The sequence below is a fragment of the Nocardiopsis ganjiahuensis DSM 45031 genome (assembly GCF_000341085.1).
GTDB classification, from domain to species: domain Bacteria; phylum Actinomycetota; class Actinomycetes; order Streptosporangiales; family Streptosporangiaceae; genus Nocardiopsis; species Nocardiopsis ganjiahuensis.
The window spans coordinates 94,406-109,544 of the sequence record NZ_ANBA01000004.1 but is presented as its reverse complement, the minus strand read 5'-3'; the positions used below and the strand labels follow the sequence as shown (position 1 = coordinate 109,544).

At 69.6% G+C, this 15,139-nt stretch carries 13 protein-coding genes, 2 pseudogenes and 1 riboswitch; of the genes and pseudogenes, 8 read left to right on the top strand and 7 right to left on the bottom strand.

The features are described from left to right. Nucleotides 1-519, bottom strand: a pseudogene (locus D458_RS32980) (DUF222 domain-containing protein); the annotation flags it as partial. 215 nt (nt 520-734) lie between these two features. Continuing rightward, entirely contained in the window at nt 735-1,391 is a 657-nt protein-coding gene (locus D458_RS0105245; RefSeq protein WP_017585675.1) for a TetR/AcrR family transcriptional regulator, read from the bottom strand. A 162-nt stretch (nt 1,392-1,553) separates the two neighbouring features. Between D458_RS0105245 and D458_RS0105240 the strand changes: the two genes are divergently transcribed. Continuing rightward, nucleotides 1,554-3,140: an MFS transporter gene (locus D458_RS0105240; protein ID WP_017585674.1), complete on the top strand. Its 1,587-nt coding sequence runs from the start codon at nt 1,554-1,556 to the stop codon at nt 3,138-3,140. 62 nt (nt 3,141-3,202) lie between these two features. On the opposite strand, the gene argJ is transcribed toward D458_RS0105240, so the two are convergent. Continuing rightward, complete coding sequence (argJ, locus tag D458_RS0105235; RefSeq protein WP_017585673.1) at nt 3,203-4,363, bottom strand: bifunctional glutamate N-acetyltransferase/amino-acid acetyltransferase ArgJ; 1,161 nt, start codon at nt 4,361-4,363, stop codon at nt 3,203-3,205. Nucleotides 4,364-4,536: 173 nt separating this feature from the next. Between argJ and D458_RS0105230 the strand changes: the two genes are divergently transcribed. Next, nucleotides 4,537-5,574, top strand: coding sequence for a serine hydrolase domain-containing protein (locus D458_RS0105230; protein WP_026119018.1), 1,038 nt, complete (start codon nt 4,537-4,539; stop codon nt 5,572-5,574). On the opposite strand, the gene otsB is transcribed toward D458_RS0105230, so the two are convergent. Next, entirely contained in the window at nt 5,537-6,400 is an 864-nt protein-coding gene (gene otsB / locus D458_RS0105225; protein ID WP_017585671.1) for a trehalose-phosphatase, read from the bottom strand. The two genes, D458_RS0105230 and otsB, sit on opposite strands and share 38 nt — an antisense overlap. 190 nt (nt 6,401-6,590) lie before the next feature. Then, nucleotides 6,591-6,875 carry a DUF3263 domain-containing protein gene (locus D458_RS0105220; RefSeq protein WP_017582782.1) on the bottom strand — a complete coding sequence of 95 codons (285 nt, stop codon included), beginning with the start codon at nt 6,873-6,875 and terminating at the stop codon, nt 6,591-6,593. Nucleotides 6,876-7,106: 231 nt separating this feature from the next. Between D458_RS0105220 and D458_RS0105215 the strand changes: the two genes are divergently transcribed. From D458_RS0105215 to D458_RS0105205, 3 genes are all read left to right on the top strand, one after another. Continuing rightward, nucleotides 7,107-8,270, top strand: a complete 1,164-nt coding sequence (locus tag D458_RS0105215; RefSeq protein ID WP_026119017.1) for a S8 family peptidase — start codon at nt 7,107-7,109, stop codon at nt 8,268-8,270. Between the two features lie 85 nt (nt 8,271-8,355). Then, nucleotides 8,356-9,153 carry a class I SAM-dependent methyltransferase gene (locus D458_RS0105210; RefSeq protein WP_026119016.1) on the top strand — a complete coding sequence of 266 codons (798 nt, stop codon included), beginning with the start codon at nt 8,356-8,358 and terminating at the stop codon, nt 9,151-9,153. 114 nt (nt 9,154-9,267) lie between these two features. Then, entirely contained in the window at nt 9,268-9,873 is a 606-nt protein-coding gene (locus tag D458_RS0105205) for a GrpB family protein (protein ID WP_026119015.1), read from the top strand. 142 nt (nt 9,874-10,015) lie between these two features. Here D458_RS0105205 and D458_RS0105200 read toward each other — a convergent pair whose 3' ends face one another. Then, nucleotides 10,016-11,461 carry an alpha,alpha-trehalose-phosphate synthase (UDP-forming) gene (locus D458_RS0105200; RefSeq protein ID WP_017585668.1) on the bottom strand — a complete coding sequence of 482 codons (1,446 nt, stop codon included), beginning with the start codon at nt 11,459-11,461 and terminating at the stop codon, nt 10,016-10,018. 281 nt (nt 11,462-11,742) lie between these two features. Then, nucleotides 11,743-11,883, top strand: a riboswitch (SAM riboswitch). A 13-nt stretch (nt 11,884-11,896) separates the two neighbouring features. Between D458_RS0105200 and thrC the strand changes: the two genes are divergently transcribed. From thrC to D458_RS35280, 3 genes and pseudogenes are all read left to right on the top strand, one after another. Next, nucleotides 11,897-13,156, top strand: a complete 1,260-nt coding sequence (gene thrC, locus D458_RS0105195) for a threonine synthase (protein WP_017585667.1) — start codon at nt 11,897-11,899, stop codon at nt 13,154-13,156. Between the two features lie 66 nt (nt 13,157-13,222). Beyond that, a complete protein-coding gene (locus D458_RS0105190; RefSeq protein WP_017585666.1) occupies nt 13,223-13,498 on the top strand; it encodes a ubiquitin-like small modifier protein 1 in 276 nt (91 codons plus the stop codon). A 102-nt stretch (nt 13,499-13,600) separates the two neighbouring features. Beyond that, nucleotides 13,601-13,714: pseudogene (locus D458_RS35280) on the top strand (PadR family transcriptional regulator); the annotation flags it as partial. Between the two features lie 38 nt (nt 13,715-13,752). Here D458_RS35280 and D458_RS0105180 read toward each other — a convergent pair. Beyond that, nucleotides 13,753-15,075, bottom strand: coding sequence for an RNA-guided endonuclease InsQ/TnpB family protein (locus D458_RS0105180; protein WP_026119014.1), 1,323 nt, complete (start codon nt 15,073-15,075; stop codon nt 13,753-13,755). Between the last annotated feature and the right edge of the window lie 64 nt (nt 15,076-15,139).

The window sequence follows — 15,139 nt, the reverse complement described above, 5'->3', positions numbered from 1 at the left end:
CTGTGTCTTCGCCTCCACAATGCGGGTTTCGATCATCCGCCGGAATTCATCAGCATCGGCGAAGGCGGAGTGGTTCTTGTCGCGGGTCTTGACCGCACGCTCGGCTGTTTTGGCGAGGGTGGCGGCCTCGTCCACCGACAGCATTCCCTCACCCAGGGCTTTCAGGGTGCGGGGGAGTTTTCCGGAAAAGAGGAGTTCGGCGAGCGTTCCCAGGGCATGGGCCTGGGCGGGGTTGGTGCCCAGGGTGTGGATCATCCAGGCGGCCACGCTGCGCTGCCCGCCCACTTCCAGGAGGTTGCCTTCGGCGCGGATCTGGGCCAGGCGCAGCAGTATCTGCAGTTTGAGGAGCTCCATGGCCTCCCACATCGAGCACACGCTCTCCAGGGTGGCGGCCGTTGCGCCGGCCGGGAGTTCCCCTTGGAAGGTGCGGGAGGCCCTCTCGCAGGCCTGGCGCACAAGGGCCACGGCGGGGGTGTCCCCCGCCTGCCCTGCGCCCTGCCCGAAAGAGGAAGTGTTCATACTTCAAGGGTAGGTCGGGCAGTGGGGAAAGGAAAGGAATGCCCGGGGAAAGATGGACCTGGAATGCCAGGTTTCTTTCTCCCGAAAAGGGCTTGTGGATAACTCAAGAATGGCCACACCCGTGTGTTATGGGAGCGCCCCTGCCGCCAGGCCGTCTTGTCTTTGGTACTGCTTTTCGCCGCCTGCTGTGAACGGTCGTGGGGAGGTGCTGACTCTCAGGCCTGGTGGTGCGGGTCGCCCGGGGTGGACCAGGTTTCGCAGACGGCCTCGGGGACCAGGTCGAGCTGGTGCAGGAAGGCGCGCAGCAGGCCGTCGGTGCTGTCGGTGCAGCCCGAGGCGGACCAGGTCTGGAAGCCGTTGTTGAGGGCCGCGAAGAAGACGGTTGCCACGAGGGAGGGGCGGGGGTCGGTGGCCGGGTCCACGCCGGTGCGCTCGCCGATGACCTCGGCCAGCTTGGCCTGTCGGCGGTGGCAGTAGCGCATGTTCGCCTCGAAGAGCTCGGGGCTCTGGGAGATGAAGTTCCCGGCGCTGCCCTGGAGGTGCAGGTTCTCGCGCTCCAGGATCACCCAGTGGTCGCGCATGGCGTTGCGCAGGGCCCGGAACGGGTGTTCGTCGGAAGGGCGGGCGCGCAGGGCCGCGCAGAGGACCTCGTCGACCCCCTCGACCGCTTCCAGGACCACGTCCTCCTTGGAGGCGAAGTAGCGGAAGAACGTCCGCTGGGAGACCCCGGCGCAGGCCGCGATCTCCTCGGTGGTGGTCTTCTCGTAGCCCTTCTCGTGGAACAGGCGCAGCCCCGAGTTGAGAAGGGTCTCGCGCAGCTGGGCCTTCTTCCGCTCGCGCAGGCCCACCGGTTCGGGGCTCGTCGTGCTCATGGACGTGCCTCCCGCTTCCGTGTGCCGCTCGCGTGCTCTCTCCATGGAGGATACACGCGGGCATAAGTGATGTCAGTCACCGACAAATGTCAGCGATTGCCACTTGTCAGTCGCTGACATAATCTCGGCAGGTACGGGATGGCCAGAACACACGGGGTACACATGACCACGCAGACCACGAAGAGCTCGGCACCACCTGGATCAGAGGGGCGGCAGCGGTTCACCGAGAGTCCGTGGGCCACCCTCGTCGCCATCGCCTTCGGCGTGATGATGGTGGCCCTCGACGGCACCATCGTCGCCGTGGCCAATCCCGCGATCGGTGCAAGCCTGGGCGCTTCACTGGCCGAGCTCCAGTGGGTCACCCACGGCTACCTGCTCGGACTCGCGGTCTTCCTGATCACGGCGGGCAAGATCGGCGACCGCTTCGGCTACCGGAACACCTACCTGGTGGGCGTGGTCGGCTTCGTGCTCGCCTCGGTGGCGATCGCGCTGTCGTCCGGGGTGGTCATGCTCATCGCCTTCCGGATCGTCCAGGGGATCTTCGGAGCGCTGCTGCTCCCCTCGGCCATGGGCCTGCTCCGCTCCAGCTTCCCTCCCAGCAAGCTGGGCCGGGCCTTCGGTGTCTTCGGCAGCCTGATCGGCGCGGCCACGGCAGGCGGTCCGATCCTCGGTGGTGTCCTCGTGGGCGCGTTCAGCTGGGAGGCCGTGTTCTACATCAACGTCCCGGTCGGCGCCGTCGCTCTGGGACTGGGGCTGTGGCTGCTGGCCGCCAACAAGGCCACCGACGCCGGGAGCCGTATGGACGTGCCCGGCATCGTGCTGGTCAGCGTCGCGATCTTCGCGCTGGTGTGGGCGCTGGTCGAGGCCCCGAGCACCGGCTGGGCGCACCCGGTCACCCTGGTCTCCCTCGGCGCCGCGGTGCTGTTCGGGGTCGCGTTCGTGCTGTGGGAGCGCAGGCCCGAACAGCCGCTCATCCCGCTCGGCCTGTTCGCGCACCCGTCGGTGTCCATCGGTGTGGTCCTGACGGTGGCGATGGCCCTGGGCCTCATGGGCTCGCTGTTCTTCATCACCTTCTACCTGCAGGGCGTGCGCGGGCTGAGCCCCGCCCAGACCGGACTCCAGCTCATCTCCATGACCGCGATGATGGCGGTCACCTCACCGATCGCCGGCCGGGTCCTGGACCGGGTCGGGGCGAAACTGCCCACCACCATCGGTCTGCTGTCCGCTTCGGCCGGCATGTTCCTGCTCTCCCGGCTGGAGGCCGACACCGGCGTCGTGTACATCTCGGCGGCGTTCGTCCTGCTGGGCGTGGGCCTGAGCCTGGTGATGACCGGCGCCACCGCCGCGATCATCGGCAACGCGCCGGTGCGCTTCGCCGGGGTCGCCTCGGCGGTCCAGCAGGCCGCCATGCAGCTCGGTGGCTCGCTGGGCACGGCGGTGCTGGGCGCGGTCATGTCCGCGACCATCATCTCCACCCTGCCCGGCCACTACGCCGCCTCCGGTCTTGCCGAACCCTCCTCCGGGGAGCTGGCCGACATGCAGAGCACGGTCGCGCAGGGCGGGGCGGTCCTGCCGGAGGGCGCCGACGCGGGGATGGCCGCCGCGGTCACCCAGGCGAGCAACCTCGCCTTCCTGGACGGCCTGCACCTGGCCTTCGGGATCGCCGCCGTGGTGATGCTGGCGGCGGCCGGGCTGTCCCTCTTCATGAAGGCGGGGAAGATGACCGACGGCCCCGCCGTGCACATCTGACCCGAGAACACACGAGGGCCCCGGAACGCTTCCGGGGCCCTTTCGTCTGCCGAACCCGGGGCTCAGGTCGTGTAGTCGGCGTTGATCCTGATGTAGCCCTCGGTCAGGTCGCAGCCGTAGACCGTGAACTCACCGTCGGCGATGCCCAGGTCGACGCTGATCACCACCTCGTCGCCCTTCATGTGCTGGGCGGCGCGCTCCAGGGTCTCGGCGGTGGCCTCGGTCGGGAAGGTCTCCACGTCCCCGAAGAGGATCCGGACGTTCTCCGGCAGGACGTCGGTCTCGTCCGAGCACTTGCCCACCGCCATCGCGACCCGGCCCCAGTTGGGGTCGGCCCCGTGCACGGCGGTCTTGACCAGGGGCGAGTTCACCACGGCCTTGCCGATCCGCTTGGCCTGGGCGTCGTCGCGGGCCCCGGTCGTCCGGACCTCGATGAGCTTGCCGGCGCCCTCGCCGTCGGAGGCGATCATCCGGACGAGCTCGAGCGCCACTTCGTACAGCGCGGCCTCGAACTCGGTGACGTCGACCGGTCCGGCCAGGCCGTTGGCGAAGATCGCCGCGGAGTCGCTGGTGGAGGTGTCCGTGTCGATGCTCAGGGCGTTGAAGGTCCTGTCCACCACCCGGCGGAACACCTCGTCCAGGACCGGCTGGTCCAGCTCGGCGTCGGTGAAGAACCAGGTCAGCATGGTCGCCATGTTGGGTTCGATCATGCCGACGCCCTTGGCGATCCCGGTGAGGGTCGCGTCGCCGACCTTGGCGGTGGCGATCTTGGGGTGGGTGTCGGTGGTCATCATGGCCGCGGCGGAGCGGTCCAGGTCGGCCGGGGGGAACTCGGTCGGGAGGCCCTCCAGGTAGGAGCGGACCCTGTCCATCGGGTAGGGGCGGCCGATGACCCCGGTGGAGGCGATCAGGATGTCGTCGGGGTCGACCCCGACGGCCCGAGCCACGCCCTCCTGGACCTCACGGGCGTCGGCGGTGCCGATCTGGCCGGTCGCCACGTTGGCGTTGCGGGCGATCACCGTGACGCCGCGGGCGTGCCCGTCGGCCGCCGCCTCCCGGCTGAGCCGGACGCTCGGCCCGGCGAACCGGGACAGGGTGAACACGGCGGAGACCACCGCGGGGGTCTGGGAGACCACCGCGAAGAAGTCGTCCTCGGGGTCCTTGATCCCGATGTTGCCGGCCACGCCGACGAAACCGGCGGGAACGGGGGTCTTGGTGCTCATCGTCCTCCTCGGAACTTCGTGGGCGACAGCCTACTTCGCCACGCCCGAGGGGTCTGATTACGGCCTCGAACTGCGAGGGTTTCGTACTGTGCGAAGACGGCGGGGGTGTGACAAGCCGGAGCGAACGGGGTATCCGCCGAGAGTGGGGGAGACCGCTCGGGGGGAGGCGTGTTGTGCGTGATGGTGACTGGCTCACGGAGACTGGGGCGCGGATCCGTGGGGTCCTGAAGGTGATGGTGGACGCGGACTGGTTGCCGGGCGGAGCCGCGGTGATCGGTACCGGCGGCATGTGGGAGTTCGTGGCGGTCGGGCGGATCGACGGCGAACACGACACGGCCCCGGACGTGTCCTACGACGTCGCGAGTCTGACGAAGGTCATGGCGACCTGGCCGCTGGTGGGCCGTGCGGTCGCCGAGGGGGTTCTGGATCTGAACGCCCCGATGTCCGAATACTTTCCCGGTGAGGACCTTCCCGGGGCCTGGGTGACGACCCGGCAGATCCTCACGCACACGAGCCGGCTCAACCAGGTCACCTGGTTGGAGCGGTACGTGGGCACGGACCAGGACCTGGCCGAGGCGATCCTGGCGGACCCGTTGGAGGAACCCGGCTACCAGTACATCGACCGGGGGTTCATCCTGCTGGGCCTGCTCCTGGAACGGCTGTACGGCAGGAGCCTGGACCGGTTGGCCGAGGAGGTCTGGTCCGAGCTGGGTATGAGGTCCACGACCTTCGGTCCGCTGGCGAGGTCGCCCAACGTGGCGCCGACCGAGCGGCGCCTCGTCGGCACGGGCCCCTCCTGGGGTGTGGTCCACGACGAGGCGGCCGCGCTGATGGGCGGTGTGGCCGGTCACGCCGGGGTGTTCAGCACCGCCATCGACCTGGGCGCCTTCGCCCGGGAGATGCTGCGCCTGCACGAGGGCGGCACCGGGATCATCCCGGGGTCGTTCGTGCGGGAGAGCTGGTCACCGCAGGTGGACGCGGGCGCACGGTTGTCGAGGGGGCTCGCCTGGTTGGTCACCCCGGAGGGGGTGGTCTACCACAACGGGTTCACCGGGACGAGCCTGTTCATGCACCCGGAGAGCGGGCGGTACGTGGGTGTGCTCACCAACGCCGTGCACTACGGGCGCGACCGCACGGGGCTGGTGGACCTGCGCACGGCGGCGCGTTCGGCGCTCACGCCCCAAGCCCACGAACACGAATCCTCTCCGTGAGGCGGACGATCAGTTCGGCCAGGCCGGAGGGCCCGGGGACGACCAGGTCCGCGGCGTCGGCGACCTCGGTGACCTCGTCGGAGGACGAGCACACGGTCAGACCGGGGACGCCCTGCCCGCGCAGTGCGGCCACCGCCTCGAAGGCGGGCAGGTCTCCCAGGTCGTCGCCGGCGTAGAGGACGGGCTGGGCCGCTCTCTCCTCCACCAGGGAGGTGAGGGCGGCGCCCTTGTCCACACCCTGTGGACGGAGCTCGATCACCATCCGGCCGGGCTCCACCTTCAGGTCGGCGCGTTCGGCCAGTTCCGTGAGGGGGCCGACCAGCAGTTCCAGGGCCCGGTCGGGGTCGCTCGTGCGGCGGGTGTGCACGGCCAGCGAGCGCCCCTTGTCCTCGATCCACGTGCCCTCCGGTGCTCCGGAGGAGTCCACCAGGGCGGGGAGCTCGGCTCGGACCAGGGCCACGCCGGGCGGTGGGTCGGCGGCGACCACCTCGCCGTCGGACCAGCGCTCGGCGCCGTAGTGGCCGAGCACGACGATGCCGGGCACCCGGTCCAGGCCGCCGAGGCCTACCGCGGTGGCGGCGGGACGGCCGGTGATCACCGCGACGGTGCCCACCAGGACCGCCAGGTCGGCCAGCGCGGCCACGATCCCCGGTTGGGGGGCGGAGGTGCGCGGGTCGGCGACGATGGGGGCCAGGGTGCCGTCGAAGTCGAAGGCGACCAGTGCCTTCGAGGGGTCGGTGACCAGTGCCTCGAGTGCGGCACGGCCGACCCGTGTGGTCGGTTCGGGCAGGGCGTGCGGTTGGCCGGACGCTGGGGACGAGGGCATACGAGGACCTTGTCGCTGTCGGTTGGCGGATCGCGGGTACGGACCCGGACGGTGCGGGTACGGATCCGGTCGGGAGCGGTGGCCCACGCCGGGAAGCACGGGGCCGGGTGTGCCTTTCGGGGATCCGCCCGGCCGCACACACGGGTCGCGGGTCAGCTGGTGGGTCGGGAGCGCTGGAAGGGGACGCGTGTCAGAGGTGGATGCCCAACTGGCGCGCGTTGCGTTGGCGTCGGCGGTCGGCGCGCAGACGGCGCAGACGTTTGACGGTCATGGGGTCGAAGGCGAGAGCCTCGGGGCGCTCGACCAGACCGTTGAGCAGTTGGTAGTAGCGGGTCGCGGAGAACCCGAACTCGTCACGGATCGCCTGTTCCTTGGAGCCCTCGAACTTCCACCACTGGCGTTCGAAGGCGAGGATGCGCTGTTCGCGTTCGGCGAGGGCCGACTGACCGTCCTCAGACGGACCGATATTCGGCATGGGACACCCCCTGGACGGGAAATTGGTTTGTCCGGATCGGCGCGACTCATGCTAGCGACTCGACATGCCGGATGAGGAGCGGAAAACCCAGGACTGGCACCAGGGATACAGTTACGTTTCCTACCCTCCAAGCCACTTGTCCAAGCCTGAATCCTGTGCTCATGACAGAATTGCGAGGGTCCGGGGGAGGGCCCGGCACAGCGCCGACCGCAACGTTCGAGGGAGCCTGACGTGCTCGGGGGCAACAGCCGCAACAGGACACACAAGCGCCATGTGCTGGGCGCCACGGCGGGGGCCTGCGCGGCGCTCACCGTGATGGGACTGGCGGCGGTTCCAGCCGCCGCCGACGACGTTCCGGACTTCCGGCCCGAGCAATGGGCTCTGGCGTCCATCGGGGCCCAGGAGACCTGGGAGTCCACCCGGGGCCAGGGCGTCACCGTGGCGATGCTCGGGGTCTCGGTGGACGAGGACCACCCCGACCTGCGGGACAACCTGGAGATCGACACCGAGTTCGGGGGCAACGGCAACGACACCGAACAGGGCACCGCCGCAGGCGGCCTGATCGCCGGACACGGGCACGGCATGGACGCGGACGGCGGGGTCCTGGGTGTCGCCCCGGACGCCAACCTGCTGGTCCTGCCGGGTGACGGCGAACTCGCCGACGCCATCGGCCACGCCGTGGACGCGGGCGCGCAGGTCGTTCTGCTGCCCGACGAGGTGGGTGACGACGAGGGCCGGTCGGAGGCCACGGACGCGGCGGTGCGGAGCGGAACCCTGGTGGTCGCCCCGGCCGGCGGCGAGGAGGACCCGAACGTCCTCGCCGTGGGCGGTGTGGACGAGAACGGGGAGCTCATCCCGGACTCGCCCGAAACCTCGTCGATCGGGCTCCTCGCGCCCGGAGCCGACCTGTACACGGCCGGCGAGGACATGGGCCAGACCCAGGTGACCGGGACCCGCTACGCGGCCGCGACGACCGCAGGGGCGGCCGCGCTCCTGGGCGCGGAGTATCCGCAGCTCGACCCGCAGCAGCTCCGGACCGCTCTGGTCGAGGGGTCCCAGCAGGGGGCCGAGGGGCTGCCGTCCCTGCACGTGCCCTCCGCTGCCGCGCAGGCTTCGGGTGAGGCGCAGGACATCCCGCTGGTCGACGAGGACCTGGTCGAGGAGGACTCCCCGGCCGTCCCCGTGTGGTTCTGGTTCGCGCTGGTCGGCGTGGTCCTGGTCCTGATCATCCTCCTTCTGGTGCTGTGGGTGCGCCGGAGCAGCACCGACCCCTACGGTGTGGCGGCCGAGCGGCGCGAGGAGGACGAGAAGCTGGCGGCGGAGCGCGCCGAACAGGCCCGGTCCGAGGAGCGCCCCTCGCGGCGCAAGAAGGGCGGCCGGCGCCGCAGGAAGTAGGCGCCGCCGGGCGAAAATCCTGTGACGGCCGGGCTCCGGCTTGGTTAGGGTCCGTTCGGGACCAACCTCGAAGGCGGGAGACGGCATGGTTCGGATGAGGGGCGGTAGCGCGGGGGACACCGGTCAGGGGGCCATCGCCCGGGCCTACGCCGACCACCGGCAACCGGAGCCGCGCATCGCGGAGCTGGTCCATGCCGCCCTGGGCGGTGCGCGTACGGTGCTGAACGTCGGGGCGGGGGCCGGTTCCTACGAACCGACCGACCGCGCGGTCACCGCCGTGGAGCCCTCGGCCAGCATGCGGGCCAGGCGCCCCGGGCACCTGCCCCCGGCGGTGGACGCCACCGCGGAGTCGCTGCCCTTCGCCGACGGCTCCTTCGACGCGGCCATGACCACCTTCAGCGTCCATCAGTGGTCCGACCCCGGGCGGGGCCTCGCGGAGGTCCGCCGGGTCACCACCGGCCCCGTCGCGGTGCTGACCCGCGATCCCGGGCTGGTGCGCGACTTCTGGCTGTACGAGTACTGCCCGAAGGTCCTGGACACCGAGGCCCGGCGCCACCCGGCGCTGTCGGCGCTGGCCGAGGGCCTGGGCGGGGACACCGCCGTCACCCGGGTGCCCATCCCGCTCGAGTGCTCGGACAGCTTCAACGAGGCCTACTACGGTCGCCCCGAGGTACTGCTCGACCGGAGTGTCCGTCAGGCCTGCTCGTCGTGGAGCTTCGTCGACGAACCGGAGCACGATCGCTTCCAGGAGCAGCTGTCCCGGGACCTCGCCGACGGGTCGTGGGACGCCCGGTACGGCGGTCTGCGCGGACTCCCGGAGTGGGAGGGCTCACTCGTCCTGCTCGTCTCCACCCCCACGTCCGCCCCCGTGTCCACGGCCTAGTCATCGCGCACGGTGGTGCCTGCTCAACGGTGTGTCATGCAAAGAGTGCGCGTGCATATGTAAGGCACGCCGTGGGTCTTGACGAGGGCACTTCGGGGGACAAGGCTTTGTGGAATGTCGCCCCTCGAAACGCCCTCGTTGCCCTCGCGAGGAGATAAGCGGGTCGGACCCGACCCCCAGTCACGCAACCTGGTCAACGGACGCGTGCTCATCTCCGAGCCCGACCCCAAGTGGCCCTACCTGTTCCGGCAGGAGGACGCCCGGATCCGCGGTGCCCTCGGTGACCGGGTCCTGGCCCTGGAGCACGTCGGCTCCACCGCGGTGCCCGGCCTGGCCGCGAAGCCCTGCGTCGACCTGCTCCTGGTGGTCGCCGACTCCGCGGACGAACCCGCCTACCTCCCCGCCCTGGAGGCCGCCGGGTACACCCTGGTCATCAGCGAACCCGACTGGTTCGAGCACAGGGTCCTCAAGGGACCCAACATCAACCTCAACCTGCACGTGTTCACCGAAGGCTGCTCGGAGATCGACCGCATGCGGCTCTTCCGCGACTACCTCACCGCGAACACCGAGGCCCGGGAGCGGTACACCGCGGTCAAGCGCGAGCTGTCCGAACGCACCTGGGAGAGGATCCAGGACTACGCCGACGCCAAGACCGGCATCGTCACGGCGCTCCTCGCCGAGGCGGAGGTCTGGCACAAGGGCACCGCCGAAGAAAGCTGAACCCCGACCTGTCCGCCCGACCCGACCGCCCGAACCGAAGAACATCCGGCCCGAACGCCCCGGGGCAACGCCGGAGGGCGTGTCCGCCACCGGACACGCCCCCGCGTCACACCTGTGCCCGAACCCCGGGCCGGAACGCCCTCTAGGAACGCAGCCCCAGGGAACGCAGCTGGTCCTGGAACCAGCGGCGCGGCGGCAGCGCCACGGCCGCCTCGGCCAGCCGCTCCCGGCGCTTGCGGCGCTCCTCCTCGGGCATCGACAGCGCCTGGTGCAGCGCCTCGGCGGTCTCCACGGTGTCGTAGGGGTTCACCAGGAGCGCGTCCTCGCCCAGCTCGTCGGCGGCGCCCGCCTCGCGGGAGAGCACCAGCACGGAGTCGTGCTCGGAGAGCACCGGGCCCTCCTTGGCGACCAGGTTCATGCCGTCCCGGATCGGGTTGACCAGCAGTACGTCCGCGATCTGGAAGGAGGCCAGCGAGCGCGGGTAGTCGTCGTTGACCTCCAGGACCAGGGGGGTCCACTCGGGGGTCGCGAACTCCTCGTTGATCTCCTTGGCGGTCCGCAGCACGGAGTCCGTGTAATCGCGGTACTCGGGCACGTCACCGCGGCTCGGGTAGGCGAACGCCAGGTGGGTGACCCGTCCCCGCCACTCCGGGTGGGTCGTCAGCAGCTCCCGGTACGCCTCCAGGCCGCGCACGATGTTCTTGGACAGCTCGGTGCGGTCCACCCGAACGATGAGCCGGGTGTCGCCCACAGCCTCGCGCAGCGTGCGCCTGCGCTCCGCGACGGCGGGTTCGGCGGCGCTCTCCCGGAGCCCCTCCTCGTCCGCGCCCAGGGCGTGGATCCCCACCTCGATGATCCGGCCGCCGTGGTCCACGGTGCGCCCTTCGAGGTCGACGTCGGCGCGCAGGATCTCCGCGCAGCAGCGCAGGAACGCGTCGGCCCAGCGCGGGCTCAGGAAGCCCAGCCGGTCCGCCCCGAGCATGCCTTCCAGCAGCTCGCGGGCGACCTGGGAGGGCAGCATGCGGAAGTACTCCGGCGGCGCCCACGGGGTGTGCGAGAAGTGGGCGATCCGCAGGTCGGGGCGGCGCGCCCGCAGGATGCGCGGAACCAGCGCCAGGTGGTAGTCCTGCACGGCCACGAGGGCGTTGTCGGCCGACCCGCTGACGATGGCCTCGGCGAAGGCGTTGTTGTAGGCGGTGTAGTCCTCCCAGAGCCCCTGGAACTCCGAGCCGAAGGAGGGCTTGTTCGGGGTGTCGTACAGCATGTGCTGCACGAACCACAGGGTCGAGTTGGCCACCCCGGTGTAGGCGCCCGCAAAGGTCGTCTCAGGAATGTCCAGCATGTGGACGCGCATGCCGTCGAGGTCGTAGGCGCTGTCCAGGCGGGCGCCCGGAGCCTCGGACGCGGCCCGCCGGTCGGCTTCGGACAGGGCGGCGCACACCCAGAGGCTGTCGATCTCGGTGGCCACGGAGATCATCCCCGAGACCAGGCCGCCACCGCCGCGACGCTGCTCCAGGGAGCCGTCGTCGGCGGTGGAGAAGGAGACCGGGCCCCTGTTGGAGGCTATGAGGATCTGGGCCTTGTCCACGTGGTCGTCCTCTCGAGAAAAACACGGATGGGGAGCTGCGCACTTCTCCTAGGTCTCGCCTGTGGGCAGGCGCCCCAAACACCGGCGAGGCCAACGGTGGAGAGCGTCACACACGCGTGACACGCGCGCGTGCGCCGGGGCGGCTCCGACCGGCGGCGTCTCACTCCGTCTCAGCATCCGAACAGTTTTGTGTAATCCGGATCACCCGACATGGAAAACCGGTCAACGCGTCCGTTACAGTGACGGTGCGCGCCCGAACAGGACGCGCGACAACTTCATATTGCTCATCCAGAGGGGTGGAGGGACCGGCCCTGCGAAGCCCCGGCAACCATCTCGACATGTGGAGCGCGATCACCGCGAACCCGTCGAGGCAGGTGCCAACTCCGGCCTGGGGTCAAGGTGGCCACCAGGGAAGATGAGGGGAGACGCCTCGCCATGGCGATTACCGCCGCTGAACCCACCTCCGTCCGCGCCTTCGGTCCCGGAACCGCCCTCTCCTGTCGGGAGTGCGGCGAGCGCTACGAGCTTTCACCGATCTTCGCCTGCCAGTTCTGCTTCGGGCCCCTCGAGGTCGCCTACGACTTCGGTGACGTCACCCGCGAGGAGATCGAGAGCGGCCCCAAGAACATCTGGCGCTACCGCTCCCTCCTGCCGGTCCCCGACAACGTGGCCGAGCTGCCGAACATGAACCCGGGCCTGACCCCGCTGGTCAAGGCGGACCGCCTCGCCGCCGAACTCGGGCTCCGCTCCCTGCACGTCAAGGACGACTCGGCCAACCCCACGCACTCCTTCAAGGACCGCGTGGTCGCGATCGCCGTCGAGGCCGCCCGCACCTTCGGTTTCACCACCCTCTCCTGCTCCTCCACCGGCAACCTCGCCGGCGCCGTGGGCGCCGCGGCCGCCCGGGCCGGGTTCGACTCGTGCGTGTTCATCCCCGCCGGGCTCGAGGAGGGCAAGGTCGTCATGGCCGCCGTCTACGGCGGGAAGGTCGTCGCCATCGACGGCAACTACGACGACGTCAACCGCTTCTGCTCCGAGCTCATCGGGGACGAGGCCGGGGAGAGCTGGGGCTTCACCAACGTCAACCTGCGGCCCTACTACGCCGAGGGCTCCAAGACGCTGGCCTACGAGATCGCCGAGCAGCTCGGCTGGCGCCTGCCCGAGCAGATCGTCATCCCGATCGCCTCCGGCTCCCAGCTCACCAAGATCGACAAGGGCTTTCAGGAGCTCATCAAGCTCGGCCTGGTCGAGGACCGCCCCTACAAGGTGTTCGGCGCGCAGGCCACCGGCTGCTCGCCGGTCGCCAAGGCCTGGGAGAACGGCCACGACGTGATCCAGCCGGTCAAGCCGGACACCATCGCCAAGTCCCTGGCGATCGGCAACCCGGCGGACGGCCCGTACGTGCTGGACATCGCCACGCGCACCGGCGGCTCGGTCGAGCACGTGAGTGACGACGAGATCGTCGACGCCATCAAGCTGCTGGCCCGCACCGAGGGCGTCTTCGCCGAGACCGCCGGCGGTGTGACCACCGGTGTCCTGTGCAAGCTGGTCCGCGAGGGCAAGCTCGACCCCGAGGCCGAGACCGTCATCGTCAACACCGGTGACGGGCTCAAGACCCTCAACGCCGTCGACTCGGGCGTCACCGCCACGATCAAGCCCTCCCTCGCCGCCTTCAAGGCCGAGGGCCTGGTCTGATCCGGCCACGGCCGTCAGCCTGACCACCGCCCCACGCCGCACCCACGTCCCAGGAGTACGAACACCATGAGCGCCAGCGTCCGCGTGCCCACCATCCTGCGCACCTACACCGACGACGCCTCCACGGTCACCGCCGAGGGCACCACCCTCGCCGAGATCCTCGACGACCTCGAGGCCAACCACCCGGGCATCCGCGCCCGCATCCTCGACGACAGCGGCAAGGTCCGCCGCTTCGTCAACGTCTACGTCGGGGACGAGGACGTCCGCTTCGAGAAGGGCCTCCAGACCGAGGTCAAGGACGGCCAGCAGGTCTCGATCATCCCCGCCGTCGCCGGGGGCTGATCCAGGCGGACCGGGAGGGGCGGGCGCCGTCGGCGCCCGCCCCTCCCGCCGTCCACGGGCCTCGTAACCTGGGAGGGAGATTCTTCCGGGACGAGGGTGGCGATGTCGGCGACACGGTTGTTGGTGCTCGGAGTGGTGCGCATGTACGGGCAGGCGCACGGGTACCGGGTGGGCCGCGAGCTCATGAGCTGGGGTGTCGAGGAGTGGGCCAACGTCAATTGACATCCTCCCTCGCTTGGGGCGAGGGATTTCAGCTACCAGCTCAGGGCGAGTTGGAGTTGCTGGGGTTCACGGGTGCTTGACCGCGGGAGCGGTATCACCCCTCCGGCACGCACCTTGTGGGGTGCGGGACTGGTGTCCTGTCCTGCCGCGACGTTGAGGGAAGAGTTGGTGTCGGCGTTGCAGGTGAAACCGCAGTGGGTGCAGACGAACTCGGCTTGGCTCTGACGCGAGTTCTTGTCGACCCAGTGGCAGTCGCTGCAGCGCAGACTGGTGTTGCGGGCGGGCACGTCCTGAACCCGGCCGTGGGCTTTGTGGCCGGTGCGTTGGCGGAGCATCCCCCACCCCTGGGCCAGGATGGCCCGGTTCAACCCCGACTTCTGCCGCACCCGCCGACCCGGCTCCTCGGCGGTGCCTTTGGCGGAGGCGGTCATGTTCTTGATCTTGAGGTCCTCGAACCGGACGGTGTCGAAGGTGCGGGCGAGCATCGTGGAGGTCTTCTCTACCCAGTCCTTGCGCTGAGCCGCCTCCCGAGCTTTGAGCCGGGCCACCTTGGTGTACTCGGCGGCTGTGGCAGGGCTGTTCCTGGGTGCGCGGGAGGCGCGGCGCTCGTGTTTGCGGCGTCGGGCTCGTTCCTTCGTCGAGGGCTGGGGGCAGTTGAGTTTGCGCCCGTCGGAGAGTGCGGCGGTGATGGCCACACCCCGGTCGATGCCCACCACCGACCCGTCCCCCGGAGCAGGGATCGGGTTGGGGACGAGGGCGAAGGCCACATGCCACTGTCCGTGACGGTAAGTGATGCGGAAGGACTTGGCGTCGGGCAGTTCCCGGCGGGTCAGACGGAAGCGCACCCACCCGCAGCCGGGCACTCTGACCTGGCCCCACTTCCTGTTGAGCTTGTGCACGCTCACCTTGCGGTGCATGACCTGCTTGCCTTTGGCGTTCAATAGCGGCTGACCCTCAGGGGAATAAGCAAGTGTCCGGCCTTCGCCGATCACCCGGAACCCCTCGTTCCGGTGCTTCTTACGCCACTTCGGATAGCCATGGGTGCCGTTCAGGAAGTTGGAGATCGCCTGGTCGAAGTCCTTGAGCGCTTGCTGTTGGATGGTGGCGTTGCCCGAGGCCACCCAAGCGAACTCTTCCGCAGACTCAGGATCCATCCCTACGGTCTCGGTGCTGCGAACTTCGGTGAGCAACCGGGTCATGCTCGCGAACCGGGGCGGCTTGCCGGTGCGAGCCCCGCCTTTGCGGTAGGAGTTGTTGACCTCCAGTGCCAGGTTCCACACATACCTCGCATGCGCACAGTGGGAGAGCATCTGCTGCTCCTGCGCGCTGGTGGGATACAACCGGAACCTGGGCATGGCATCAAAGTAGCATCAAGGTGGGCTGTTTTTTTGTTCTATTTGAGTTTTTCCCGGGGCTACT

Excerpts from the sequence above, each read along its gene's own strand:
- thrC (WP_017585667.1), top strand. The coding sequence starts at position 11,897 with ATGGCGATTACCGCCGCTGAACCCACCTCCGTCCGCGCCTTCGGTCCC.
- argJ (WP_017585673.1), bottom strand. The coding sequence starts at position 4,363 with ATGAGCACCAAGACCCCCGTTCCCGCCGGTTTCGTCGGCGTGGCCGGC.
- D458_RS0105180 (WP_026119014.1), bottom strand. The coding sequence starts at position 15,075 with ATGCCCAGGTTCCGGTTGTATCCCACCAGCGCGCAGGAGCAGCAGATG.
- D458_RS0105245 (WP_017585675.1), bottom strand. The coding sequence starts at position 1,391 with ATGAGCACGACGAGCCCCGAACCGGTGGGCCTGCGCGAGCGGAAGAAG.
- D458_RS0105220 (WP_017582782.1), bottom strand. The coding sequence starts at position 6,875 with ATGCCGAATATCGGTCCGTCTGAGGACGGTCAGTCGGCCCTCGCCGAA.
- otsB (WP_017585671.1), bottom strand. The coding sequence starts at position 6,400 with ATGCCCTCGTCCCCAGCGTCCGGCCAACCGCACGCCCTGCCCGAACCG.
- D458_RS0105190 (WP_017585666.1), top strand. The coding sequence starts at position 13,223 with ATGAGCGCCAGCGTCCGCGTGCCCACCATCCTGCGCACCTACACCGAC.
- D458_RS0105210 (WP_026119016.1), top strand. The coding sequence starts at position 8,356 with ATGGTTCGGATGAGGGGCGGTAGCGCGGGGGACACCGGTCAGGGGGCC.
- D458_RS0105240 (WP_017585674.1), top strand. The coding sequence starts at position 1,554 with ATGACCACGCAGACCACGAAGAGCTCGGCACCACCTGGATCAGAGGGG.
- D458_RS0105205 (WP_026119015.1), top strand. The coding sequence starts at position 9,268 with ATGTCGCCCCTCGAAACGCCCTCGTTGCCCTCGCGAGGAGATAAGCGG.